Source organism: Chroococcidiopsis sp. TS-821, from assembly GCF_002939305.1.
In the GTDB taxonomy this organism is placed as follows: Bacteria; Cyanobacteriota; Cyanobacteriia; order Cyanobacteriales; family Chroococcidiopsidaceae; genus Chroogloeocystis.
This window is the reverse complement of record NZ_MVDI01000006.1, coordinates 217,611-241,663: the sequence shown is the minus strand read 5'-3', so window position 1 is coordinate 241,663 and position 24,053 is coordinate 217,611. Positions and strand designations below refer to the sequence as shown.

Annotated in this window: 29 protein-coding genes; 19 read left to right on the top strand and 10 right to left on the bottom strand. The window is 46.0% G+C overall.

The genetic code is table 11. The features are described from left to right. Positions 1 to 86: 86 nt before the first annotated feature. Positions 87 to 401, bottom strand: coding sequence for a Txe/YoeB family addiction module toxin (locus B1A85_RS16605; protein ID WP_015328665.1), 315 nt, complete (start codon positions 399 to 401; stop codon positions 87 to 89). Further along, complete coding sequence (locus B1A85_RS16600) at positions 376 to 678, bottom strand: type II toxin-antitoxin system Phd/YefM family antitoxin (RefSeq protein WP_015328664.1); 303 nt, start codon at positions 676 to 678, stop codon at positions 376 to 378. Before B1A85_RS16600 ends, B1A85_RS16605 begins: the two co-directional genes overlap by 26 nt. Positions 679 to 680: 2 nt before the next feature. On the opposite strand from B1A85_RS16600, the gene B1A85_RS16595 reads away from it, so the two are divergent. The 7 genes from B1A85_RS16595 to B1A85_RS16565 all read left to right on the top strand — a co-directional run bounded on the left by B1A85_RS16595 (position 681) and on the right by B1A85_RS16565 (position 5,037). Continuing rightward, the gene (locus tag B1A85_RS16595) at positions 681 to 863 is read left to right on the top strand and encodes a hypothetical protein (protein ID WP_015328663.1); all 183 of its coding nucleotides are present in this window, start codon (positions 681 to 683) and stop codon (positions 861 to 863) included. Between the two features lie 8 nt (positions 864 to 871). After that, positions 872 to 1,453: a hypothetical protein gene (locus B1A85_RS16590; protein WP_015328662.1), complete on the top strand. Its 582-nt coding sequence runs from the start codon at positions 872 to 874 to the stop codon at positions 1,451 to 1,453. 3 nt (positions 1,454 to 1,456) lie between these two features. After that, on the top strand, positions 1,457 to 1,924 hold the full coding sequence (locus tag B1A85_RS16585; protein ID WP_015328661.1) for a hypothetical protein: 468 nt from the start codon (positions 1,457 to 1,459) through the stop codon (positions 1,922 to 1,924). A gap of 6 nt (positions 1,925 to 1,930) precedes the next feature. Beyond that, on the top strand, positions 1,931 to 2,743 hold the full coding sequence (locus B1A85_RS16580; protein WP_015328660.1) for a hypothetical protein: 813 nt from the start codon (positions 1,931 to 1,933) through the stop codon (positions 2,741 to 2,743). A gap of 27 nt (positions 2,744 to 2,770) precedes the next feature. After that, entirely contained in the window at positions 2,771 to 3,511 is a 741-nt protein-coding gene (locus tag B1A85_RS16575) for a hypothetical protein (protein WP_015328659.1), read from the top strand. A 130-nt stretch (positions 3,512 to 3,641) separates the two neighbouring features. Continuing rightward, the gene (locus B1A85_RS16570) at positions 3,642 to 4,190 is read left to right on the top strand and encodes a Mov34/MPN/PAD-1 family protein (RefSeq protein WP_146087191.1); all 549 of its coding nucleotides are present in this window, start codon (positions 3,642 to 3,644) and stop codon (positions 4,188 to 4,190) included. Then, a complete protein-coding gene (locus B1A85_RS16565) occupies positions 4,174 to 5,037 on the top strand; it encodes a ThiF family adenylyltransferase (protein ID WP_015328657.1) in 864 nt (287 codons plus the stop codon). The genes B1A85_RS16570 and B1A85_RS16565 overlap by 17 nt, the downstream gene beginning before the upstream one ends. Here B1A85_RS16565 and B1A85_RS16560 read toward each other — a convergent pair. Then, positions 5,010 to 5,249, bottom strand: a complete 240-nt coding sequence (locus B1A85_RS16560) for a hypothetical protein (protein WP_015328656.1) — start codon at positions 5,247 to 5,249, stop codon at positions 5,010 to 5,012. The genes B1A85_RS16565 and B1A85_RS16560 overlap by 28 nt on opposite strands. Before the next feature lie 456 nt (positions 5,250 to 5,705). Here B1A85_RS16560 and B1A85_RS16555 point away from each other — a divergent pair, with 456 nt between their 5' ends. The 6 genes from B1A85_RS16555 to B1A85_RS24775 all read left to right on the top strand — a co-directional run bounded on the left by B1A85_RS16555 (position 5,706) and on the right by B1A85_RS24775 (position 9,865). After that, positions 5,706 to 6,881: a DUF3800 domain-containing protein gene (locus B1A85_RS16555; RefSeq protein ID WP_015328655.1), complete on the top strand. Its 1,176-nt coding sequence runs from the start codon at positions 5,706 to 5,708 to the stop codon at positions 6,879 to 6,881. 211 nt (positions 6,882 to 7,092) lie between these two features. Further along, positions 7,093 to 7,218, top strand: coding sequence for a hypothetical protein (locus tag B1A85_RS25670; protein WP_255348409.1), 126 nt, complete (start codon positions 7,093 to 7,095; stop codon positions 7,216 to 7,218). 369 nt (positions 7,219 to 7,587) lie between these two features. Continuing rightward, entirely contained in the window at positions 7,588 to 8,223 is a 636-nt protein-coding gene (locus B1A85_RS23985) for a hypothetical protein (protein WP_015328654.1), read from the top strand. A 249-nt stretch (positions 8,224 to 8,472) separates the two neighbouring features. Beyond that, positions 8,473 to 8,904, top strand: a complete 432-nt coding sequence (locus tag B1A85_RS16545) for a hypothetical protein (protein ID WP_015328653.1) — start codon at positions 8,473 to 8,475, stop codon at positions 8,902 to 8,904. Between the two features lie 228 nt (positions 8,905 to 9,132). Further along, the gene (locus B1A85_RS16540; RefSeq protein WP_015328652.1) at positions 9,133 to 9,459 is read left to right on the top strand and encodes a hypothetical protein; all 327 of its coding nucleotides are present in this window, start codon (positions 9,133 to 9,135) and stop codon (positions 9,457 to 9,459) included. Between the two features lie 214 nt (positions 9,460 to 9,673). Next, complete coding sequence (locus B1A85_RS24775; protein WP_196797667.1) at positions 9,674 to 9,865, top strand: hypothetical protein; 192 nt, start codon at positions 9,674 to 9,676, stop codon at positions 9,863 to 9,865. Between the two features lie 261 nt (positions 9,866 to 10,126). Here the strand turns inward: B1A85_RS24775 and B1A85_RS16530 are convergent, their stop codons facing one another. The 5 genes from B1A85_RS16530 to B1A85_RS16510 all read right to left on the bottom strand — a co-directional run bounded on the left by B1A85_RS16530 (position 10,127) and on the right by B1A85_RS16510 (position 14,381). Continuing rightward, entirely contained in the window at positions 10,127 to 10,711 is a 585-nt protein-coding gene (locus tag B1A85_RS16530; protein ID WP_015328650.1) for a hypothetical protein, read from the bottom strand. A 162-nt stretch (positions 10,712 to 10,873) separates the two neighbouring features. Next, positions 10,874 to 11,809 (bottom strand): DUF6753 family protein, encoded by a 936-nt coding sequence (locus B1A85_RS16525; protein WP_015328649.1) that lies wholly within the window; start codon positions 11,807 to 11,809, stop codon positions 10,874 to 10,876. A gap of 31 nt (positions 11,810 to 11,840) precedes the next feature. Then, positions 11,841 to 12,677 carry a mobilization protein MobD-like protein gene (locus B1A85_RS16520; RefSeq protein ID WP_015328648.1) on the bottom strand — a complete coding sequence of 279 codons (837 nt, stop codon included), beginning with the start codon at positions 12,675 to 12,677 and terminating at the stop codon, positions 11,841 to 11,843. Between the two features lie 91 nt (positions 12,678 to 12,768). Then, on the bottom strand, positions 12,769 to 13,251 hold the full coding sequence (locus B1A85_RS16515; protein ID WP_015328647.1) for a hypothetical protein: 483 nt from the start codon (positions 13,249 to 13,251) through the stop codon (positions 12,769 to 12,771). After that, on the bottom strand, positions 13,248 to 14,381 hold the full coding sequence (locus B1A85_RS16510) for a ParM/StbA family protein (RefSeq protein WP_015328646.1): 1,134 nt from the start codon (positions 14,379 to 14,381) through the stop codon (positions 13,248 to 13,250). The genes B1A85_RS16515 and B1A85_RS16510 overlap by 4 nt, the downstream gene beginning before the upstream one ends. A 665-nt stretch (positions 14,382 to 15,046) precedes the next feature. Between B1A85_RS16510 and B1A85_RS16505 the strand changes: the two genes are divergently transcribed. From B1A85_RS16505 to B1A85_RS16490, 4 genes are all read left to right on the top strand, one after another. Then, positions 15,047 to 15,427: a hypothetical protein gene (locus B1A85_RS16505; RefSeq protein ID WP_015328645.1), complete on the top strand. Its 381-nt coding sequence runs from the start codon at positions 15,047 to 15,049 to the stop codon at positions 15,425 to 15,427. Then, the gene (locus B1A85_RS16500; RefSeq protein ID WP_015328644.1) at positions 15,424 to 16,353 is read left to right on the top strand and encodes a relaxase/mobilization nuclease domain-containing protein; all 930 of its coding nucleotides are present in this window, start codon (positions 15,424 to 15,426) and stop codon (positions 16,351 to 16,353) included. The genes B1A85_RS16505 and B1A85_RS16500 overlap by 4 nt, the downstream gene beginning before the upstream one ends. After that, the gene (locus B1A85_RS16495; protein WP_015328643.1) at positions 16,353 to 16,724 is read left to right on the top strand and encodes a hypothetical protein; all 372 of its coding nucleotides are present in this window, start codon (positions 16,353 to 16,355) and stop codon (positions 16,722 to 16,724) included. Before B1A85_RS16500 ends, B1A85_RS16495 begins: the two co-directional genes overlap by 1 nt. 220 nt (positions 16,725 to 16,944) lie before the next feature. Next, positions 16,945 to 18,585 (top strand): ATP-binding protein, encoded by a 1,641-nt coding sequence (locus tag B1A85_RS16490; protein WP_015328642.1) that lies wholly within the window; start codon positions 16,945 to 16,947, stop codon positions 18,583 to 18,585. 3 nt (positions 18,586 to 18,588) lie between these two features. Here B1A85_RS16490 and B1A85_RS16485 read toward each other — a convergent pair whose 3' ends face one another. Both B1A85_RS16485 and B1A85_RS16480 read right to left on the bottom strand, forming a co-directional pair. After that, positions 18,589 to 20,385 carry a DNA polymerase gene (locus tag B1A85_RS16485; protein WP_015328641.1) on the bottom strand — a complete coding sequence of 599 codons (1,797 nt, stop codon included), beginning with the start codon at positions 20,383 to 20,385 and terminating at the stop codon, positions 18,589 to 18,591. A gap of 25 nt (positions 20,386 to 20,410) precedes the next feature. Beyond that, the gene (locus B1A85_RS16480; protein ID WP_015328640.1) at positions 20,411 to 21,004 is read right to left on the bottom strand and encodes a class I SAM-dependent methyltransferase; all 594 of its coding nucleotides are present in this window, start codon (positions 21,002 to 21,004) and stop codon (positions 20,411 to 20,413) included. A gap of 349 nt (positions 21,005 to 21,353) precedes the next feature. Here B1A85_RS16480 and B1A85_RS16475 point away from each other — a divergent pair, with 349 nt between their 5' ends. Both B1A85_RS16475 and B1A85_RS16470 read left to right on the top strand, forming a co-directional pair. Next, positions 21,354 to 21,656, top strand: coding sequence for a hypothetical protein (locus tag B1A85_RS16475; protein ID WP_015328639.1), 303 nt, complete (start codon positions 21,354 to 21,356; stop codon positions 21,654 to 21,656). 111 nt (positions 21,657 to 21,767) lie between these two features. Beyond that, on the top strand, positions 21,768 to 24,047 hold the full coding sequence (locus tag B1A85_RS16470; protein WP_015328638.1) for a M23 family metallopeptidase: 2,280 nt from the start codon (positions 21,768 to 21,770) through the stop codon (positions 24,045 to 24,047). Positions 24,048 to 24,053: the final 6 nt, after the last annotated feature.

Here is a 24,053-nt window from a genome sequence, read left to right as displayed (position 1 = left end):
CAAAGAAAACTTGAGCTTAGACTATGTTATGCCAAAGAAATAGTTTGCTAAAGCTGTTGACCGAGCTTGTAGTTAGTTATTGTCGGTCAATCTTTGTAGTGAAATCTGCAAGCGAGAAAATCAATTTGAGTACTGCCGACTAGATAGATCAGCCGATGTTCTAAGTCAATTCGGCGCGACCAAACATCTGCATCCAAGTATTTTAATGGTTCTGGTTTACCAATTCCTTGAAACGGGTCTGCCATCACAGCCGTAACCAGATCTAAAATTTTGGATGCTTTTTTATAGTCAGTCTTGAACCACCAAGCCAAGTCTTCCTTAAATTGCGAGCTGAATCCAGGACTGCGCTGAATCGGTAGCGGAGTTTCCTCTGATTCATGCTTCTTTCTCTTCGCTGCCAATTCCCAACTCCTGCCGTAGTTCTTCTATTGTCTGAGGCTGAATTTTGCCCAATTTTGATTCGGCGATCGCATCGAGCAGGCGACGACCATTGGCAGGGTTTCGCAACAGATACACTGTTTCAACCAGGCTAGTTAAGTCTGATTCGGCAATCAGCGCCACATTTTCTCCTTCGCGCCGTTTGATGATGAAAACTTGATGGTTTTCAACTACAGAGTCTAATAACTGAAAGAAGCTATTCCTGGCATCCGTTGGAGAAGTAATTTCGTAGGAGAACATAAATGATGTACAGCATTACGTACATTAATTCTACTGAAAATCGATCGAAAGTAGTTAGAGGCGATCGCTTTTTTGGGATGGAACGCTCGATCGAGCTGAAACTTGAAACTGCGATCGCTGCCACTATAAACCGCGAACTTCGAGCCAGCTTTTGGCTACCGCCATTTGCAACTGATAGCTACTAATTGACAATATGGCACGATGGCTTACCTTAGAAGCAGCAGCTCAAGCTGTTTCTGTTCGAGTGCAACAGCTTGAGGAGTGCTTAACCGACAAAGCGCCGGAAGCGCGATTTCAGGCGCACGGACTTTTGTTTGATCGCAAGCGCTGGCAAGCGGGGAAAGAGTTTTTGCAGCTTTTAGAGCAACTTGCAAGCTCCTCGGTATCGGCTGCAACATCTCAAACGCTGCAACTTAGCAGCGAGAAAGGGCGTTCGTATCGCTGGCATGAAACCCCGATTCGATTGCAGATCGTCTGGCTTCCTTTAAATTCAGATGCCAAAGAACGACAGGTGTTGATTGCAGCGTCCAGTTACAATGACTTTCCTATTTCTAACCTGGTAGGCGAATCTGAGTTGGGAGAATTACCCGCTGCTCTAGCTCAGTTATTAGGGGAGCTTAAAGCTGACCTGCCGCTTCGTAAAATTCGCTATCAGCGTCAGCAGTCAAAAGCAAAATCGACCAATTCAGCTCGAGCGTCGGCTCGTTCAACACCACCTTCAGTTGAAACCAAACAACAAATATCGTCCGAAACTACTCAAATTTCACTCTTTTAAAAAATGAGCAATGACATTCATGAAGACAAACTACTCGTTCTTCTCGAAGGACAGCAGCATTGGGTACGCAAATCGATTGCTGACAACGATGATTTATTGCGAATGTTATTTAGTGGGCTTAGCCCCGAACTAGCCGCAGCAGAAATCCAACGAGAGCCAAGTCAAATTAAAATTGTGCCGAAAAAGGGGACAAAAGGGACAATCCATTCATCTTATAACTTGCCAACCGCAGCATCAGTTTTAGCAGTTTTAGATACAGCACCGTCTGAGGTCGATCCTGCTATTTTGATGTGCGTAAAATTGCGAAAAATCGAGTTATTGCAGGGAATTAATCCCTGCAATGCTCAAGCTATTGTGGAGCAGATTGAGACGGCGATCGCTCAATCGCGGCATTCGTCAGATTCAGTTAAGCAGTGCCTAAAACGGCTCGACCAATCCTTGGCTGTTAGCGCGATTCCAGTTGGATTTTAAGTCAGTATGGATATCCCAACTACTTCCGAAGCAGCTATTTATCGACTGCAAAACTATCTACCCAGACTACTTTTGAGCCGGTTTCAAGCCCTAGAGATTCTTGAAGCTAAGCTGAACATTTACCAGATGCTGCATCTGTATCAGGTGTTTTTCCCAAAACAGTTTGCCGCCAGTCGTGCATCTACTCTGCTGATCGGACAAGGACACAGTCAACGAGAGCGTGAGTTGCTCGATTTGCTCTACGAGCATTGCTTTCCACTTCCAGAATGGGCAATGGAGTGGGCATACGAGCAACGGCTAGAACATATTCCCATTGAAGATAAGGGAATCAGTTGGCAGTGTGAAGACGGCATCGAAGGGCTACTGGATGAATGGAAGATCCTAATTCCACTTAGTAGTGAAGGCTATTATTGGTTAATATCAATTGACCAAGAGTTGGCAGAGTGGTACGAGTTAGAGTTTGGGATTTCCATTCAAACAATTCAATCTCCCGATCTCGTACCTCAATACTTGTTGAGAAAACGCTGCCTTCAAGCAGGCACTCCGTTAAAATTTCTGCCATTAGTCCTGCGTGTCTTGGATAAAAATACAGGTAATGTTTGGCTGGACGAACAGTGCAGTTACTGTTACGGCTCGGACTATAGCAGCAAATATCCTTGGACTGAGGCATCGATTCGATTTCTGACCAAAGAATGGCATCGAGCGCAGAAAGCGATCAAGTGCTGCAATGAATTTACAAATTGGTTGGGACAAGATTTACAAGCACATTTCAACATTGTACTGGAACTATGGAACCAACCTTATCCAATTACAAATTAATTCGATTAACTCTATTTTTTGACTGCAATGGATGACAATACAGCAGATATTCAATCGATCGAATCTGCCATAATTGACGAATTTCTCGGCGACCCGCTCACCGCCAAAGTTGAAGCAGCGATTTTCATTTCGCAAGGGCGCTATTTCTACAAACGACTTGTTGAAACAAACCCACCAACCTATCGCTATAAATGCCTGTCACCTCATAGCTTGAGAGTTGCCTTCAACAATACCGCGATCGATTCGAGTTGGATTGCACCAGGAGTCGTTCGCTGCGGTTGCTCTTCTGGTGGCAATTGGGCTGTCATGTTCGTCCCCCCCGCTCGTCACTGTATCGACTTAAGTGCGATCGGAAAACTGACAGTCCCGCTGCCAGGGCTGGTCTTGATCGGACTGGAGAAGGATTATTGGCTGTGTGCAGTGGCGGTTGAAGCGTTCGCTCCGGATGCAGTTTGCTTTCACCCACCCCTACCAAATATTTACGCCGACCTAAAGATTTGCTGGGGAGAAAATACGCCTCCATCTGCTAGCGGACAAACTATCCCAGCAGTTTGGGAATTATTCATCAGTAGCCAATTTTCAGGAGAGCTAGTGAAGGGAAAATCCAAACAGAAGGCTTACCAAGACGACATTCGCCAACAGCTTGTGGAGTTACATTGCACGTCTAGCAGGCGCTATGCCCAACCAGAGCGATTTCTGCTGCCTATTGGCAGAGCAATGACGCTCGATAAGTTAGTGCAGGAGTATTTGTTTGATGAAATTGATTGACGAGCGCATTGTCGGACATCAGTTTGCCTATAGTTTGCCACTGCCAGACTTCTCCAGCAGCGGCCTGGAGTATTGGGTCGGGCAGAATGGAATCTTCGCCAGAGCTACTCGACCTGGCATCAACGTGCTAATGCCGATCAACTACCACCAGCCTCTGAAAGGGCTAGTCTCGCTTGAGCCTTACTTGAAAGTAGAACCGCTAGTGCCAATCGAGTTGCTGTTGCACGTTTGGGTAGTGGCATGTCAGGCGATAGACCCAGCAACCGATCGCCTGCTAGAGGCTTTGTTTCATTTGGTGTGGGTTCAGGGGCATTGGCAACTCGTTACTCCCGAACAAAAGCAGGATGCGACGAGCTGTCAGCCAATCGATACGAGCGCTAACTCATCTACTTGCAATGCAGCAATTGAGATTCACTCGCATGGAACGATGGAAGCGTTTTTCTCTCCTACCGACGATCGGGACGAGTCATCGGGGTTTCGGCTCTATGGCGTGATGGGCAAGGTTCGTAGCCCAAGACCTCAAATGCTCGTGCGTGTGGGATTGTTTGGGCATTGCTGGCATGTACCACTTGCTCGGGTGTTTGACTTGAAAGGGGGGTGTTTCTTTGAGGATCTTGGTTTGCAAGATAGCCGCTACTACTACAATAAATGGGAGAACAGCAATGTCCCTCAACTATGACATCGTAGAGGCTGTTCCAGTCACGCTAGTCTACGAGCGCGTTCACTTTTGGATTGTTGGGTGTGGAGGAACGGGGTCGTTCCTGGTTGGGCTGGTTGTCAGGATTGCACTAGACCTAATTCGCTCTGGCAAGCCGACTAAGATTACGCTGGTAGACCCAGATCGAGTTGAAGCTAAAAACACGATTCGACAGTGCTTTTGCGAAGCAGAGATCGGGCGCAATAAGGCTCAAACGTTAGCGCTCCGCTACTCTCTAGCTCACGGTATTGAAATTGAGGCAGTACCATTAGCGTTTCACCCTCAGTGGATTACTTACCAATCTTATTGGGGCGATCGCCCTAACACGCTAACAGTTTTGATCGGTTGCGTGGACAGGGCATCTGGGCGGCGATCGCTCCATCAGGCTCTCGATTGCAACCACTATCGTAGCCAAAAAAGCGTGTGGTGGATTGACGCTGGCAATGGCGATCGTCACGGACAAGTGTTGGTTGGCTCTAGTCTTTCAGTCGAGCCAAACGACTATCGCTTTACAAACTTGGGCTGCTTGAGCTTACCTAGCCCAGGCATACAAGCCCCCGAAATGCTGGTAGACAAGCCGGAAGAACTCCAGGAAAATCGATTGTCCTGTGCCGAACTAGCACGACTCGCTCGGCAAAGCTTGGTAGTTAATGCTCAAGCAGCAACAGTTGCAGCCGCTCTGGCGCTAGATTTGGTAAACGGCGAGCTGACCCGTTTTGCTGCGTACTTCGACCTGCGTAGTGGCACAAAATACCGATACATCACACCCAAAGCAGTAAATGATGCGATCGCCTCCTCAGTTCAGACTAACTCGATGCCATCTGGCTGATTTAACAGCTCGTCGGCTGGTTCGTTTTGCAGTGCAATTGCTCGTTTGTTGTAGCGATCGTACAGACGGCTATTGTTTGGGTTGACTGAAGACGTTAGGATTGGTTCGTCGTCTAAGTCAATCCAATCATTTGAGCCTAGCTGAAATCCAGGCTGCCGAGCGACTTGGGCAGAAATTATTTTAGGTAGTTGATCGGGGTGAGGTAGCGGCATGGTGTTTGCGACCGATATAAGTGTATACAACTATTTTGCATTCTTGATTGCTAGCATTCATAAATTTCTGCCGTCAATAGGAGAGTTGCAGAGGTATTTGCTGGCAGTAACCTGGTGCAGACTGAGCAAGTAAGTACGCAGCAGCCTAGCGTATGTGTATGAGACATATCTAAACAACTGCTCGGAAGCATTAGTGAAACAAGCAGAAGCGATCGCGCAAGCTAGCAGAGCAGGTGTTTGGAACTGAGACTTTGAATAGCCTTGGAACTACTGAAGGTCGCAAAGATGAGCGTGATGAATAAAAAGCAGCTCGGACAGCTTTAATTTCTCTAGCATACAGATTTTATTAATTAGTCAAGTAACCCCAGATTCATAAGCTACCGATCGGCTTTTCCTTGGGAATAATACTGTTGAGGTACTGTCGCCATGGAAACCGCTTAACTAGGTGGAATAAACATGAAGCGAATTATCCAAGAAATTTATTGTGATGAAGCAGGCTTTACTGGTAATAACCTTATGGATAAACAGCAGCCTTATTTTGCTTATGCCAGTGTAGCCATTAATGAAGATGAAGCTAAAGAATGTGTAGATAAAGTCACTAAAGATTGCCAGTTAGAAGGAAATGAATTAAAAGGAAAGAACCTTTTAAGGCACGACCGTGGAAGAAAAGCTATAGAACATATTTTGAGTCGTTTAAACAATCGCATTAAAGTAGCTGTTTTTCATAAAAAGTTTAATCTTGCCTGTAAGTTTTTTGAATATATCTTTGAGCCAGTATTAGCAAAAAAAAGTAGTTTATTCTACCGAATTAAATTTCACAGATTTATCAGCAATATTTTGTACGTTCATTTTGAGGGTCAGGATAAGTATGCAGAAGAAATTTTTAAAGATTTTCAAAAGCTTATCCCAGAATTAGATTCCGAAGAGAATTGTTATCTTTTTGATTCCTCTAGTACTCCTGAAATTTCTCCTATTCTTGATACCATAAAGACTTTCTGTCTTTACAATAAAAATAAGATCAATCGAGAAATAGATAGTTTAAGATCCACAGGCACAGATAAATGGGTTTTAGAGCTTTCCACCACGGCTCTGTATTCTCTTCTTATTGAATGGGGACAAGAGTTTTATCAACTTAAAGTATTTTGTGATGCTAGTAAGCCTTTGCAATCTGATCAATCGCTATTTAATAATATGATTGGAAATGAAGATAAAAATTTTATAGACTTCTTTCAACGCGGAGAACAACCAATTACTTTTAATCTATCGCAAGATATTCAATTCATTGAATCTAAAACATCTCCTGGTATACAAATAGCAGATATTGCAGCAGCCGCCTGTGCTTTTTCCTTTAAAGAAGGTCTTACTGAAAAAACCAAAAACTTGATTGATTATATACCTAGTATTTTAGGAGGCAACTCAGTTATACCAGAGCTTGAATATATAGATGTTAATAAAGTTGATGCACAGGTAAACTGCCTTGTTTTAATGGAATTAGTGGAACGAAGCGTTAATCAACAATCTTTATTAGATAGAATAGAGGATTTTTTACACTACGCAACTAATTATGCATACTTAAATTCAATAAAACCCCGTATCACTATCAGTGATTCTTGGCATATTGAACAAGATTAAAGCTCTAGCAAGTTTTTGAAAAACTGCTAAATAAACCTAGTCGTTGCGCTGTGGCAACTAACGGCTGTACTGCGTCTAATCCATGAGGTTGAACATACTATTTTTTTGGCAGAGCAAGAATTGTTTTCAATTTAGAACCCAGTAATAACAAACTTTGACATTCCTTCAGCACAACAGATAAGGTCTAGTATCTTTACACTTATTTCGGTTCATGGATAATGACGAGGGCGATCGCCACGTTTTGGCGGCTGCTTTTTTAATTGCAAAAGCGCATGTTATTGTAACAGATAACCTCAAGCATTTCCCAGCTGCATCTCGCGCGCCAGTTTCGGGTTGAAGCCTAGAGTGCAGATCAGTTCTTGATTTACCTGTATGACCTATCTCCCGACTCAAGGCATGAGGTACTCCAGACTCAGGAGAGTAGACTAAGAAAACCACGCATGTCTATTTCAGATTTACTCAATCTCCTAGAAAAGTCTGTACTTACCTTTGTTAGCCGCTTTCGCTCTAGGTAAGCCATTTCTCTCCTCAGCAAACTTTTCTTCTAGCGGCGATCGCCATCTTTATCCGGTAGAACTAAATACGCAAAAAATTGAAAATTGGAGGAGAAGGGGGAGGTAAGGAAAATCGAGGAAATGGATACGAAGGGAAAGCCACGTCCGTGGCTTTAGTTGTGGTAAACCGTAATATTTAGTGATTCGTATCTATGGCAACTACAACTAAATCCACTGTCAACAAAAATGGTTCAGCTACAGCCAATGCCAAGTCTCAGGCTACTACTAATACCGCTACCAAACCTGCGGCTTCTGCAAACGATTTAATTGGGCGGGTGACTACAACTCTCAAAAAGACTTATAAAGTCAACCTTAACGATCGCAAAAAGCGAGTGGCTTTAAAGGTCTACCATGCTTTGAGGGAAAAGATGGGCTTGGATTTGCAAACCCAAGTCCGCAAAAATAATGGCACTTTTGACTGGCAAAAATGGAACAATAAAGTATTCGTACTCCTCTTCGGTAAGCCCGAAGCGCCCAAGTATTCAGCTCCAGTGATGGCGAAAATCGCTAGTTACTTTTACGACACCATTAGTGAAGAGCCTACTCAAGCTGTGGCTGATTTAGTAGAGTTCAACAGGCAGTCACTGGAGCGGCGCAATGCTATCCTGGAGCAGTCTGAAGACGAAGACCTTGAAGGCGATGATGAAGAGTTTGATGACAGCGTTCTCGACGATGAGGACGACCTCGATGCCGCAGCCGAGTCCGATCTCGACGAAGGGGATGATGAGGATGACCTTGACGATGATGATGAGGACTTTGAGGACGAGGAAGACGACGAGCTGGAATAGCGAAAGCATCGGCTGAAACCAAAAAGGCGATTGTAACAAGGCGATTGCGCGATCCCTGCAACTAGACCGAGTAGATGCAGGGATTTTTTTATTAAATTTGGCACCTTGGATTAACCAAGCTTCGCGGCGATCACCGCGAAGAAGTTGAGAAAGCGTCAACCCGCACTGACTCGAAGCGAAATTGAACTGGAATGCGTTTGCCAACGCAATGCTCGTGAGCCATTCAAACAACCAAAAGGAGAAAAAATCATGGCTACTGCAACTGCAACTCGTAAGTCTGCCAAATCCACCAAGCAGCGCAAACACACACCAGCATTAGAATTGGTCATTCCGTATCAGGAAAAGATCAGATTGATGGTACTGGAAGTAGTGCGGGAAGAAGCAGGTCGTGAACTCTCCGCTACCGCTCGGTTCAGCAACCAGGACTTTGACTGGGAAGAATTCAACGCTCAGTTCCGTAAGGACTACGGAGCAACTTCCCTCAAGGAATTGATGCGTTACGCACGTATCAAGTTCGGCTTGAACAGCCTGGACGAAATCCGAGAACGCCGAGTTCAACACAAACAGCGCCGACGAGAGCGCATCGCCAATGCAGGCGGCTTTGCAGACCTCTCCGATGAGGATGCAGGATACAGCTTGGAGATGGAGGATTTAGAGGGAGACAAAATCGAACTCGCGTAAACTAAATTCTGTAATGCCTGCAAGAAATCCCAGTCCTTAATAAAGTCTGGGATTTTTTTTACAGTTCCGTGAAACAGCCGTGGAAGTTAGAGAGCGGAGGCGATTGCAGGTTGTAGGTTTTACGAGTTCAATTTAATGAATTTAGACATTGGATTGAATTGAATAGATTGCGTCTGCCGACGCGATTTTCGTGAGGAAAGCCAAGCAATAGTGAATAAGGAGAAGAAAATGGCTAAGAACACTGCTAAAACCGCGACCCGCACTGCTGCTCTGGAACGGACAATTTCCTATGCCGAAAAGGTACGCCTAATGGTCATCGAAGTACTTAGGGAGGAAACTGGACGGGAATTGACTGCAAAAGCTCGCTTCAACGGACAGACCTTCGACTGGGAACAGCACAACGCTGACTTTCGCAGCGATTATGCTGACTGGAGCCTAGAGCAACTCTTGGAAGCAGCCCGCAAGTTTTACGGACTCAAGAACCTCGACGCTGTAAAAGAGCGTCGTGCCGCTCACAAGCAACAGCGGGCTGAGCGAATCGCACAGGCATCATAAGCCCAAAAAAATGAGCTACATCAAAGAGAGTAGCTCATTTTTTTACAAATTTGTCTTCCTTGGTCTGCCCCGTTTCTTCGGCAGCTGGGCTTTGCGTCTCGCTCTCATGAGTTCCCGCATCTGCTCTCGGCGGGCTGTCTGCTTGCACTCGTCACTACAGGACTGCGGCACAGGGCCAGGAAACCGATGCTGTATCACTGTCTGCTCGCATACGGTGCAGGTAAACGTCACTTCCCGCGTGTTGACAGCGCGTGTGTGCTGCTTTTCTTCTCGTACCTGGAGTTCTGGCTCGTCGTGCATAAATAATCTGTTAGCAAAACTTGCAAGTTTTGCTAACAGCATTTCTTGGCGATCGCCAAGCTTGCGATCGCCTGAATTCCTGCCTTTGTTAGCAAGATGCGGCTAAATCCGCTGGTGCGATCTTCACCAAAACCTGAATAATCGCCTCCAAATCTTCCCTGTGGGCTGACTCAAAATAGTGCAGCGCTTCTGCTGCTTGGCTTCTCTTTTGTTCCTTAAAGGAGGGGTCAATTGCCATAGTACCCCTGGTTTAAATACTTATGAGCATCTTAGCTTAGATTCTGTCACTAAAGTTGAATGACTACACATAGTAGGTGTAGTTATTTTTTTAATGGAGTCACAAAAACAGTACGAAACAGAGAACAAGTTAAATCTTTTTTATTTTCCTCGATTGTTGGAGCTTCATATATCGCTCAACATCTGCAGGTTGGCAATCCGGTCTACCAAAGGCTTGAATCGTTACACCAGAGAATCGGTTTTTGACAACTTCATGCACTTGCTCGTTTGAAAGCAATGTCTTTTTGCTTTCTACCAATGTTTTACCACCTTTGTGTACGCGAACTTCCATACCTGCCCAGTAAAATTGGTTTTCATTCGGTTGCTTGTAAGCTGGGTAGCAACCTTTAGCTCGAACAGCTACTCGATGACCCAAGTTACTAGTCAGTGGCATGTCTAGCTCGGTTTGAACTAAACGAGTTTCTCCGACAGGTCCCCACAAATATAATTTGTTAGCAGCGCATCGTTCTCCGTTGCTATTCTGTGAAACTATGATGTCACCGCATACTTGTACCTGCACTTCATAAAGAGGAGGATACTGAGGAATTGCCTGTGCTACTTCATGTGGTTGGACTGATGCAGAAGTCGCCGAATTATTGGCTGTGATTGAAGCAGAACAGCCCGATCCAGTCAATAGCGCTCCTAACAGAATAAAAGTCAGTTTAGTGTGATTCATAAAGGCGTGAGTGTTGAATAAGGCAGAACCAACATCAACAGGCGACACACAACTCGTCAAAATCTACCCACCAGAATCGCTAAGTTTTGGTTTTATCAAACCACACAATTTATCAGCGGTAGCGCACAAACACCTTTCAGATGAGAGAGAGTTTTGCATCGCTCAAAACTTGCGTTGGTTGGGCGGCACAATCCAGAGGGTACAAAACCCACTCTTGGCTTTTCTTCCTTCCAACTCCAGTGTGACGCCGAGTTGTTTAGCATCTTGTTCGCACAGTCGGCTGCGGCTGAATCCCTGTTGGGCAAGCAGAGTTTGGTTCCAACTCATCAGGTTGCGGGCAAATTGCCCTTCAGAACTGGTTGCCCACTTCAAAGCGGTGACTTCCTCTAGGGTGAGCTGGCGAGGTTTGCCAGGGGCATACTCCACCTGTGCTTGTTGCCAGGTTGTCCACCCCACTCCCAACACCGAACCCAGTCCCCCTGCTACCAGGAGTACTACAGCTCCAGCCGCAATGGAAATGGCATTGATCGAGTGTAGAAATTTGTCAATAGCAGCCTTTTGGAGCAGCGCCTGCACCGATTGGGCGATCGCCTTCTCTTGAGCTTTGAGAGCTGCTCGTTCGTAGTGCTCCAGTCCTTCTCGGTAGTTTTGCAGTTGCGCGTGAATGCCTTGAGCCCATTGGTCGAACAACGCTTCTAGCTCTTTGGGAGATTCCTCCAGCAGCAGCTCTAATCGCCCCGTAGCGACCAGCAGCAGAAAAGCTGGATCTTCGGGATCGAGTCCCGTTTGGATGACGATTTCGTAGACCTTGGCTTTGAACGACTCATCTTTTCCCCGCAGGGCTAAAGCCAGGATCGTGCGGTCGAGCTGCTTGCGCCGTTGTTCGTAGAGCAATCGCTTCTTTTTGCGTTGGTTAACTGCTTCACGGGTCATCCCATTAGAGATAACTTTCTCTGAAGCCTTCTTAGGTACTTCAGCCGTGAGTGGCTCAATTGCAGCGTTTGTATCTGACTCGTCCAACAACTCGGACAAGTCTTCGTCGTCCAGCTCATTGTCTGTAAATTCGTTTTCGTCATCAACTTGCGGCTTGGTTGCCATAGATCGAATTCTATTTATTCACTGTAATTAGTTACTTACCACTCACAACGGCTTGGGCATCAGTAGCTGGAGTTTCAGCAGTTGCAGCAGCCAAAGCGTTTGATTTAGATGACTTAGAAGCAGACCGAGTAGATTTCACTGGCTTACTCCACACTTCAGTTTGGTCGATGTTTGTATACGCCTCTTTGAGAAACTTATGGATGCGCTGTAACCCTAAAACTCCCAACTCATTGAGTCCCCTCGCTTGGGCAAATGAGATCCGATATTCATCGATATAGTCTCGCTCTCGGTAGCTGAATTTAGGTAAATCGATCGCTTTGATACTGTATTTGCTCATCAGATCTTTGAGTTCTTTACGCTCGTAAACGTGCGACCAATCGTCTTGCAGTCCCAAATTACGAATCAGGATATGCCGAATTTTTCCTTCAAAATGATTGACCGATTCCACAAACAGTTTGACACTGTCAAAACCACCCGTGCAAACGAACCATTTGCAAATGTCAATTCCATGCTGGGAACTAACATCTAACAACGTGTTGCGTTCCATCCAATCATTAACAGTTGTGAAGACTTGAGCAGGCAAATTGACAATTACAGGTTTGGCTAACGCTAGTTCAAAAATCTTGTCTGCCTCATAAAGCTTGCGCTCCGATTCGCTGAAAATAGCTTGTTTATAATGGACAATCTTTTTGCCATTTTTATCTTCAACATTTTCTGGATAAAACTCTCCCACATCAGGGTTACTGCGATCGGCTTCGACTAGGGTAAACGGATATCCTTTATCAAGGCAGTATTGCACCATAACTCGGCAAAATAGGGATTTACCGACTCCTCCCTTTTCGCCGTCAACAAAGTGAATCGTTGGCATAATAACTAATACTCCATTTGGTTAGGTAGGTTGCTTTAAACAAGTCGGTGCAGTTGTGTCCACGCTGTATCTTTGTGCTTAATAGTCAAAATCAAATCCCGTCAAATAATCCAGTTTCGTCTTGAAATGAGCCTTTTCCAGGTAGCAGGGCATCAGATTTCACGACTCGAGTACGCTTTGAGTTGGCACGACTAGCCATTGGAGCTACGGGTTGACTTATTTCAAAGGGAGCGCTAACAGGGGTAGTAACCGGAGCGATCGCCAAAGCAGCGCTCGCAGTAGAAGCGCCAGAGGCAGGCAAATGCAGCGTTTGTCGCAGGTGCATCAGCTGTTGTTCTAGAGCATTACAACAGTTCAAACTAACATGCCGAAGTTCTTCATCGCTGAGAGTGCCTGCCCATTGGTAGGCTAGAGCTAAATAGCACATCCGCAGTGCCTGGATCGCCATTTCTCTACCACAGCGAATGCCATCTCCAGCTTCGAGAAAGCGTAGAAGGACATCATCAGAACTGTCCGCATAAGGCTGGTAACGGAAGATAAAGACTTGGCGCTGTTTGGTTATACGCTTATTCATACAGCTGACTGAGTTGCTCTAAATTTTAAAAATAAACCGAACCCATCGACTAACCGAAACGACAGCGATTCCTTGCCTGACTGACAGGAACGATAGTCTAAGCCTAAGATTTGCTCAATTTGATGCTGTAAGTCCATACCCCAGTAAGTTGGCGTACTGGGAAAGTAGTCTTCTAGTTCTTGGTAAAGATACATTGCTGCACCACCTGAAAGCACCACTTGAGTGATTGTTCTAGGCAGCACCGCATCCAGCCATTCTTGAAGCCTGCGCCAGTATTCCACTCTTGCCGTAGCGATCGCCCCAATGAGTTGTTTCAGTTCTACTACCTGGTTATCTGGATTATGGCTCTTGACTAAAGATTGCAGAACGGGATTGTTGGGAGTTAACTCAGTTCCTGCCTCATAGATGGCAGCGGTCAAAGAGACTAACTCTTGCCCAGAAGTCCGCTCGATCGCCTGTTGCACCAATTGATGGAATCCCAAGTTGGTGGTGTGTCCGGCGGTCATTTTGCCTCGTTCAAAGATCAGGGCAGTGGTGTTGCGGTGTCCAAACATTAACACCGCGATCGCCTGACGTTGAAACCACTCAACTCCATTTTGCTGGCATTGGATTAGTGCCAACCCTGCCCCCTCTGGTAGACAATTAAAGCTTTCTAGCTTGACTTTGAACCGCTGTCCTCGAAACCGAAAGTCTTTGAGAGCTTTTTGGAGATGAGCTTTCAGCTGCGGGTGATTGCGATACTCCCCATACGGTAAAGGAGTTACAAGCGCCAGAGAAAAGCGATTAGGAAGTCCGCTAGACTGAGCGATTGCCCCAACCGCCGCCAGCACTTTATGAAGGGTAGATTCGTACTTGAGTCGGTTGAGGCGAGGGGAGGCTAGGAATTGTCGAGCTAGAAAACCCACCACTTGACATTCTGATTCACCCGCGCATTGCACCCAGGCTTCATTTTCAGGTCGAGCCTGCCCAACCCCCTGCCGATTGACTAAATACGACTCAATTGAACTTTGAGGCAGTTGAATCATCTCTGGTTCCATTAAGAGGAGCCGAATAGTTTCTTCATTGCCTAATTCATAAATTACCTTGGTCAGGGATGCCCCTGGATCGAAACTGAGAGTAAGATCCGCCATTGATTTAGTTAAGGGGAATTGCCGATCGCATTGAAGGGTGCGACTAACTTGACTTACTACTGAGAAAGTATAAACTCTCCCCTCAAAGTTATAGCAAATGGAAGTGTATATTGCATTTAATTTTACTTGCTTAATCGTAAATTCACTGAAGTATTTTCAACTTAAACAATGCTTCATCAAGGATGGGGCGAATTTTGAACCCAAAGCTGTCACCCTTTCATGGTATATTCATTCAACCCCGATCACTCCTCGATCTGATCGCGGTTAGACCTTTACAAAATACCAAACATACCTTCATCAAACCTTTATCCAACCCCGATCGCTCCCTCGATTTTCATGGATTAATATGTATTTAACAAAATTTTTCTCGTCCTACCCCGACCGGACTGCGATCGCACCTTTATTAAAGCGCGATTAGCCTGCAATTGGACTGCGATGCAACTTGTCTAAATTTCCTAAAGCTCACCCAAGTTGGGTGCGTTAGTTGGTGATGGACGTGGAGTTGACGGAGTAGCAAGCCATGTTTTTTATATGTAAAAAATTTTACGTAAGTTGCTTAAATAATCTTAGGGAATGGAGTCGTGCGATCGCTTTTTTGCAAGCGAGAGGACTGCCACGTACCAACTCAGTATTGTTAGCGATGTAGTGATGCAATCGATTTGATTATGCGAAGACCGCGATCAGAAGATGGAACACCAGCTAACCAGCGGGTGACAATTTACCTGACGGCAGATGAAAAGAAACAAGCTAAGGAATTAGCAGGCAACCTTAGCTTAAACGAGCACTTTCGTCGAGCTGGGTTAAAGATGAAAACTTTACCGCCTGCGCCGCAGCTGAATCGAGAGACTTATTTGCAGCTGGGTTGGATTCGGAATCATCTCAACCAAATTGTTAGAGCCTGCAACCAAGAAAAGAAGCAGGGAGGCGACATTAATATCAACGTGGAATGGTTGAAAGAGTTAGAAGATCGGGTTAGGCAATTGCAGCTGCAAGTACTAAATCCTGACTTGGTCAATTTAACAACGATTGAAAGGCAAGATGAATGATTGGAAAACAGTTTAAGTGTGCGTCGTTTCGCAAAATACTCAATTACTTACACAACAAGTCAGGTGCAAGACAAATTGGCACAAATATGGGGAGTGTAACACTCGATGGGCTTGTCAAGGAATTTCACGAGTCTCGCAAGCTCAATCCTCGACTTAAGCGGTCGGTCTATCATGCTTCTTTAAGCGTTATTCCCATCGAAACAATGGATGACGATCGGTGGATGGATATTGCTGAAGACTACTTGCAAGGGATGGGGTTTGGAGATTCTCAGTACGTAGTTTACCGACACCACGACACCGCTCACGACCACATTCACATGGTGGCAAGTCGGATTCGGATTGGGGATGGGTCTATCGTGAGCGATTCTTGGGACTATCGCCGGAGTGAAGTTTTGATTCGTCAACTAGAACAGGCTTATGACTTACAATCGACAGAACCAAGTTGGGACAAACCAAACCGCGCTCACCCCTCTGGAGAATTTAGCCAGCAGAAGCGTTTGGGGCAGCCTAGTGTTCGTCAAAAGCTTTATCCAATTTTGAATTGGGCAACGGCACACACCGACACGATGCCAGACTACATTCAGCAGGTACAGTCAGCTGGAGTAGAAGTCAGAGTCACCGAACAAGGCATTTCTTATGCCCTTGAAGGAGTTGCGTTTAGTGGTAACAAACTAGGTAGGGATTATTCATTTGTTGGCTTGCAAAAGTATCGAGGAGTGAGTTACGTACCCGATCGAGACGATGAGGCGATCGCGCAACTGATTGGCACGAAGCATGGCTCGTCTCAAACTGCGGCTTTTGAAGTTGAAGCCAATGAAAAGGCGATCGCCCAATTTGACTCGCATGAGAATAAAACCCTTATCGTGCAACTCGATCGCAACTGTCAGCAACAAAACCGAGCAAAGCAGGTGCAATTAGAACTTTGATGTGCAATCAACAGCGAGCTTCGTTAATTATTCAGATTGCAGTTCCTTATTTTCAACAAGCACACGAGCAGGGGCTAACGAAACTGGTAGACCCCAACCGTAATATTTGGCAATTGAACCTAGGACTTTATCAAATCACTTACGCACAACCATTATTGACCGAGAAAAGCTTAACAGTGGAGGTGAAAGGACGGGGGTGTTTATTTATGCTCCAACGCTCAGGCGATCAAACCCAAATTCATATACAGCAGTTAATTACTCAAAAAGATGTTCAGTGGTTTTTACATCTTGGAGAGACAAAACCACAAGACTTTCAGCAAAGAAGGACGCACCGACGGAGGCGGGGACGACAAAGGCAGCTACAGATATAAAAAATTAAGTTTTAAAGACTTTTTATTATTATGTTAAAGATTGATTTTTAGTTCTGGAATTTAATCGATTAAATCTAATGATTATCAAAGTTAAATTGACGATGTTTATATAGAGCAGTGTTAAGTTATCTCGATTAATTTTTCAACTGATTTTGTTACTTCTTTATAGGAGATTTACTGGAACTATTTAGCAACGAAACTAAGCATCAATGAAGCCAGTATGAACAGAACTTTGTTTGATTGGACAGCCCTAGCTGACCGAGGCACGTTTATTGTGGGGGTTGAGTATTTTTTGACTGATAGAGGTCAAATCTTTCAACACTTCCAACGCTGGGGAGAGGAGCGATCGCTTCCTGTTTATTTTTGGAATCCTGGTTGTTCGTCCATTCAACAACTGGGTAATCAGGAGGTGGAAAATACTGTACGTACAGTTTTTCAACCAACAACACTTGCAGAGCGCGATCGCGATATTATCCAATATCTGCTTGACACTCCACAACCAGGAATTTTTTTGCTCGAAGGCGTGTTGCAATTTGACGAGCGCGGGCAGTTGAGCGATCACTTGATTTATCAGCTTTCTAATGCTTTCCAACAGCTTTCTTGGGGCAAGATTCGTCAATATTGGGTGTTGCTGGCAGAGCAAATCGAACTCTCGCCGAGCTTACAGCCTTTTATCCCAGTCTTGATCAATGCTTTACCTAGCCTGCAACAAATTACGCAAGCAGTCGAGCAGTTTTGCCAATCTCACAATAACTTGCAAACCGATGCTGATACTCAAACTCGCTTAATTAGAGCTTGTCAGGGGTTATCTGCGGGAGAGATCGATCTGGTGCTCGTTCAGTCGCTTCCTTTTGCTCGAACTGTAGGGCAATTAGCCCAGATGGTACTGTCTTACAAACTCGCCAAACTTAGTGGTAGGGGACTGGACTTTATTGCCGATCCAGATGTGCCAACAGCAGCAGGACTGGACTTGTTGGATACACGACTCGATCGCATTAGTGCTTTATTCAATCCAGAAGCACAAAAGCAGTATGGGTTAAAGTTTCCCAGAGGCTTAATTCTCTGGGGTCCACCTGGCACTGGAAAGAGTCTTTCAGCAAAACTCGCAGCCAAAAAAATGGGGGTGCCGCTGATGGCCGTGGATTGGGCATCCATATCATCCGATCGAGAGTTACGATTTTTATTGGCTACAGCCGAAGCGATGGCTCCTGTAGTTCTGTATTTCGACGATTTCGACAAAGGATTCGCAGGTTGGGATTCTAATGCAGATGGAGGATTGTCCAAAAGACGCGCGGGCAAACTACTGACTTGGATGCAGGAACATCAATCGCAGGTGTTTGTCATCGCTACGGTCAACCGTTTGGGAATGCTACCGTTAGAGTTGCAACGCCGAGTCGATGACATTTACTTTGTAGACCTACCGCATGACGGGGGGCGGTACGACATTTTCAACCTGCACTTAGCCAAGTACTTTCCCGCCTTCTGCGAAGCACAAAAAACGGGGATTTCGCCTTGGACTGACGACCAGTGGCACGTACTACTGACTGAATACAGACTGTGTACGCCTGCTGAGATTGGTAATGCCGTGCGCCGAGTGGCTGAAGAGAAATATTTCCAACTCGATCGATCTGGAAGACTGGGCGATCCCCTCGAAATCACCTTTGAGGAGATGAAGCAGCAGCGGTGGCAGTTCACCCCAGCTATGATTCGAGAGGAAAATCAAATGTTAGAAATTAGAAATAATGCAACGTTTGCTAAGCCAGTCGCAGGACCTGATCGTTCAAAATTTGCTAAACCCCGCAAGGAGCTATTTCAGAGCGACGAGGAGGAACCCGCGCAACTGCCCTACGTAGAAATGTAAGCCTTATTCACCACCCCAATTAGCAGCCACTTTAACTTCTACTACAGCTGGGATCGGGTCGAGGAAAGGCTGAGCAGCTCGTTCCATGCATCGCTTGAGTTGTTGAGCGATCGCTAGAGCAACAACCTCTGGGCACTCCAGCAGGATTTCATCATGCACCACAGCAATCAGCTTTGCGCCGAACTTTATTAAAACCGTTTCTAAGTCGATCAAAGCCAGTTTGAGGATATCGGCACACAATCCTTGCACTGGGTGATTGTAGAACTCGGTGAGCCGAGGTTTTTTCCTCCATCGCCTGCGTCTGCCAAAGAGCGTGCGAATCTCACTTACTTTCTGATGACCGTAGACCAGTCCTGCTAGCATATCATGCCAACGTTTGATGCCCGGATATGCTTCAAAGAATCGTTTCCTGAACCGACGAGCTTCCTCCAGTGACATGCGAATGCCGTACTTGGTTTCAGCATAGACTTGGAGTTTGACAGCACTCATACCGTAAATCAGTCCGAAATTAATCGCTTTTGCTAGCGTTCGATCTTCTGGGGCGATTTCTTCAATGGGTCTTTCTGTAATCAGTGAAGCAGTCAGGCGATGAATGTCTTCTCCTAAGCGATACGCCCGCAGCAGCCGCGCATCTCCACTCAACTTGGCAACAATACGTAGCTCGATTTGGCTGTAGTCCGCTTTGACAATTCGACAGCCAGGGGAAGCCACAAAGCATTGCCGTGCCGCTTTATTGCGGGGAACGGTTTGCAGTGCTGGGTTGCGGCAGCTATATCTGCCAGACTTAGCTCCATATTGAAACCAGTTAGCGTGAATCCGACCCGTCGTCTGGTGGATGTGTTTGGGTAGGCTAGTGTCGAAAACAGTTAGTACCTTTTGCAGCTTGCGGTAATCCAGCAATGCTTGAATGACTGGGAATTGCCCCGCCAGCGGGACGAGTTCTTTTTCGCTTGTAGATTTGATCGGCGCACCAATCGCTTGTAGTGCCGCAAGGAGTTGTTTGGGTGAGTTGGGGTTGATAGTATCGGTTATTTCTGGTAACAACGACAGTTGTTGCTTGCCAGGAATCGAAAGCTGCTTCACCACTGCAAGCGCGGCTGCTTTTTGCTTTTCTAACGATGCACCGTACCCCTGCCAACGGCTGAGGTCGAGTAACATCCCGTTGAGTTCCATCTGCGCGGTGACAGGGATACAACTAAACTCTAATCGAGCGACTTCGAGCAGTTGGCTTTGTTTGAGTCTGCCGTGCAGGATGGGATATAGATCCAGCAGAATGGCTGCATCGATCGCAGCGTATCGGAGTTGCTGGGAGGTCAATTCAGCTTGAGCAAAATTACTGTGCTGCAATGATTTATTTAATTTCACTCCCAGCAGTTTGCTAGCAACTGATTTGAGAGACAGTTTAGTTTTGATCCCCGCACTCCAGATTCGGTATGCTAGTTGCGTGTCGAAGAAAGGATGAGCTAACCCTAATCCAGCTTGAGTAAGGAATTGCCACTCAAACTTCAGGTTGTGTCCTATTTTCAGGGCAGGACTGTTTAAGAGTTGCCGAAGCGGTTTGAGGTGCTTTGGTGCGATCGCAAATAAGTCGATGAGCAGGACTCTCGCGTGGGGAACGGCAATCTGCACCAGCCGGAGGCGATCGCGCTTGGGATCGAGTCCTGTCGTTTCACAGTCAATCCCGAATAGAGCAGTGCTTTGAATTGCCTTGAGCTGCCGAGCTAGGGTTTTTTCATCTTGAATCAGAAGGTAATTAGGAGTTGAGTAATCCCGCAGTGTGGAAGTTAGAGCGCATATCATGGAGACGTAAATCTGGAGTTGGAAATTACTTAGCGTGCAGCGGTAGCTTGCGAGCTGAAATTAAGAAACTTTCAACCGTTACTGGGCGATCGCTCTGCCAAAAAATCTCTAGTGGCAATTTCTCTACTTGTGCATCAATGCGTTGCAAGAAGGCTCGAAACGCTCTCGCACGAGGACAGTTCTTGCAATTCATCGATGCGCTGACAACTGTCACCAATTGACCGCCAGGAGCAAGAAATAGGTGGAATGCACGTTGAATGTGTTCCAGATCTACCCCTCTGGTGTGGCGATCGGAAAACGGTGGGTTGGCAAGAATGATGTCGTAGAGCGTTTGAGGTTCGGTAGTCAAGAAGTCAGTGCCAACGAGATTGAATCCCTGCTGCTTCAGCAACATTTGAAAATTGGGGTCGATCTCGATCGCGTCCACAACTGCCCCTCGTTCGCGCATTGCACAAGCTAAAGTTCCAGAACCAGCAGATGGGTCAAGCCCTCGCATTCCGAGCGTAATCGTTGCTAGCTTTAGCATTCGCTCAATTAGATCGGGAGAGCTTGGAAACCAACCATAAGGCGGGTTTTGAGTAATGGACTGATAGAGAGGATAAAGGTGAGTCGGTATCATGAAACTACAAACTTAGAAAAATCCCGCTGCCAAGCACTTGGGCAAGCATAAAAACGCACTTAATTAAAAGCGGTAGCTAGGCAGAAAGCTCGTTTGCTCTCTAATTAAAACTTTGTGATTTTTATAACCTTACTAATACCTTAAGAAAACTTGACATGATTTTTACTCGATTCTTGATTTCCTTACAAAGTATGGAAATATTAAGACTTTTATTGTTTATTTATAACTGGATATTTTTTAAACTATGTATAAAGATAATTTGAAATTTACTCAAAAATACTGATAATTAGAATTAACAATAATACATTTATAGTAGGGCTGCGGTACTTGATTTAAAGATTTAACTGAAATGAATACTTACGGATTACCCGAAGACGAAAACTACACCACGAATGGCTACAGTTCTAGCGGTTACGACTCTAATGGTTATGGATCGAATGGGTATGAGACTGAAGGCTATGGTGGCACCAACGTGTTTGGAGCTGGAGATAGCAGCTGGCAAGAAGATCTTTTCAGCAACGGCTACCAGGAGAACGTGTTTGAAGTGAACCACGCCGATTCGCCCTACACCGAGACTGCTGCTAATCCTAATCCCCAATTTAACAATCCTTCAGCCGAAAAGGGCTACAAGTACGAGGATTTTGAACTGTAGTTGAACTTTAGGTACTAAAACATTGGACAACTAAATATCATTCGCTTTCTAGCCTTGAAAAACTAGACAATTTCTGCTGTCTAGCGATTGTTTACTTTGGCAATATTTGTTATGACTGCTGATGTGGTAAAGCACTTGAGCAAGGTGCTTGTTGTATTCATTTTGATTACAGTTGCTTGGTCCGGTTGGGCAGCAGTTGCAAAAGCAGAGTCGGGACGGTTCCCAACACGAGTTTGGGAAGTCCCGATGGGCGAGAGAACTACTAACGTGCTGTTGCCAGATTGGAGCAAAATTAGCTTAGCCAGTATGCCACCGATCGCCTCTAACGGCTCATTTGATGGTAGTGCCTACACTAAGACGGTAGGGTACGATCTCAGCCGGAACTGGAGTGCTGGCATGACTCCCGATCAATACTTGAAGCTGGGCGATCTTTCAGATGCTCTCAGTTTAGAGGTATTTTCTCTAGATGCTATTAGTCAACTCACTGAACTGAACCTTTCTCAAGTTTCTTTAGATGCTTTTACGCTGGCAGGAGAGCAAACTCTCCAACAATTGGTGAAGATTGTGCCAGGTCTGGGCAATCTAACAGTTGCAGATGTGCCTCCAGTTGCAAAGCTACTTCAAACCCAACTGGGTAATACGGTTGGCAGCTCTGCAACTTTGGCTTATATTGTCACCAATCCAAGGCTTGGTCAGTTACAGCTCAATCAAATTGACTTGTCAACGTTTAGTATTGATTCCATTCCCAGCTTAAGAGCAATTGAGCTGCAAAATTTTGCGAACTGGCAAAATAGCTTTGTTAGCAACGTGCCAAGCCTCAACCAAGTTGCTTTTTCTGACTTCCCGACTCCAATTACAGAAGTTGGCTCGGTGGTAATGCGGATTGACACGATCTACGGTTCGTCGGAAATGCATCGAAATAACACCGTTTCCGGTTCAGACCAACAAGGGTATTCTGTACCTTGTGACGAAAAGGACTGCGCCTACATCGAACTCGACGATCTGGAGAACGCAGGGCGAGGTGCTAGAGCTAATTTAGAAGGTAAGCAGTGGATCTCTGGCAAATACCAGGAAGTTGAAGGTGGTTTTGGCATCCTAGGCGCAGTTAATGGTGGAAAGGAACCGACCGGACGCCACCCTTTTGGTTCTGCTTTCAAAGTAGTGGTAACAGAACCAGATGAGGCAACAGATACGGTAGATACGGCGTTGTTTTTTCGCTTCTGTAACCGAGGAATTCCCGATCTTGGCTGCACCCCCTACTTCATTGGTCCGATACCCTTTTTCACCTATAAGGTTAATGCACCTATTTTCATTGGCCTTCTGGAGGAGAAGAGAAATTCTTCTGCCTCGTCCCAACCTACAGGCGCTACCCGCAGCATGTCCAGTTCCTATGGTGGTGGGCAAACTGGCACTAGCAACCTGCTGACACCAGACTGCTTCACTTCTGCCAATGGTTCTACGCTCAAGTTGAGCGAACTGTCGGAGGCGATCGCCTCAATTGAAAGTGCTGCCAGTGGTGACTTTATGGCGATCGGCGTTTACACCTGCGCTGACGGGGGTGGAAACTGCGGGCGCGGACTCGGTCGCTACCAGTTCATGAGCTATAACGAGTACGCTACTAGTTTAATTGCAGCTAAACCAAACGGACAGGACTTTTTGAAGCAAGTCAGTAGGGGGTACGAACCGGCCCCAGCCGAATTGATGCAGTATTTCCCACCAGAAGATCAAAACCGAGCATTCAACAGTTCTCTATCAAGCGCAATCGCACGAGCCAGCCAAGAAATTGACCCTACGACAGGCCAGTTCTTCACAGGCGGTCGCTTGATTGAGCGAGTTGCCCAGATGCATTTTGGTGGTCTCTACAGTGCTGTTGATGGAAGTAGCTCGGATACGCTGGGAAGTTTGAGCCTCAGAGACTACGGAAGGCAAGTAGCAGCTCGTTATCAGGCTAGCAACACCACTCTGACGTGTGCTCCAATTGGTAGGGCTGGTTCTTTGCCAATTGCGATTTTCCCAGTTCGAGACTCCTATCGCGTAGTGCGCGAGTTTGGCGCACCAGCGGTTGCGGCAAGCAACCAGCACAGCAAAGGCATTGACGTGGAGGTGGCTGAAACCACGCCTATCTATGCCGCAGCAGAAGGGAAAGTCATTTATGCAGGACACGCAGAAGGCTATGGCAACACAATTGTGCTGGAACACGACAACGGACGGCAAACCCGATACGCGCACGTGACTTCTATCCAACCGATAGTCGGTACTAAAGTCAAACAGGGCGACCTAATCGCTCTTACTGGTTCGTCCACTCTCCACATTGAAATGAGAGAAGGAGCGATTGCAGGCAACCCGTTTAGCGGTCGAGCAGTGAATCCACGAAACTACTTTGCAAGTTGACGAAGC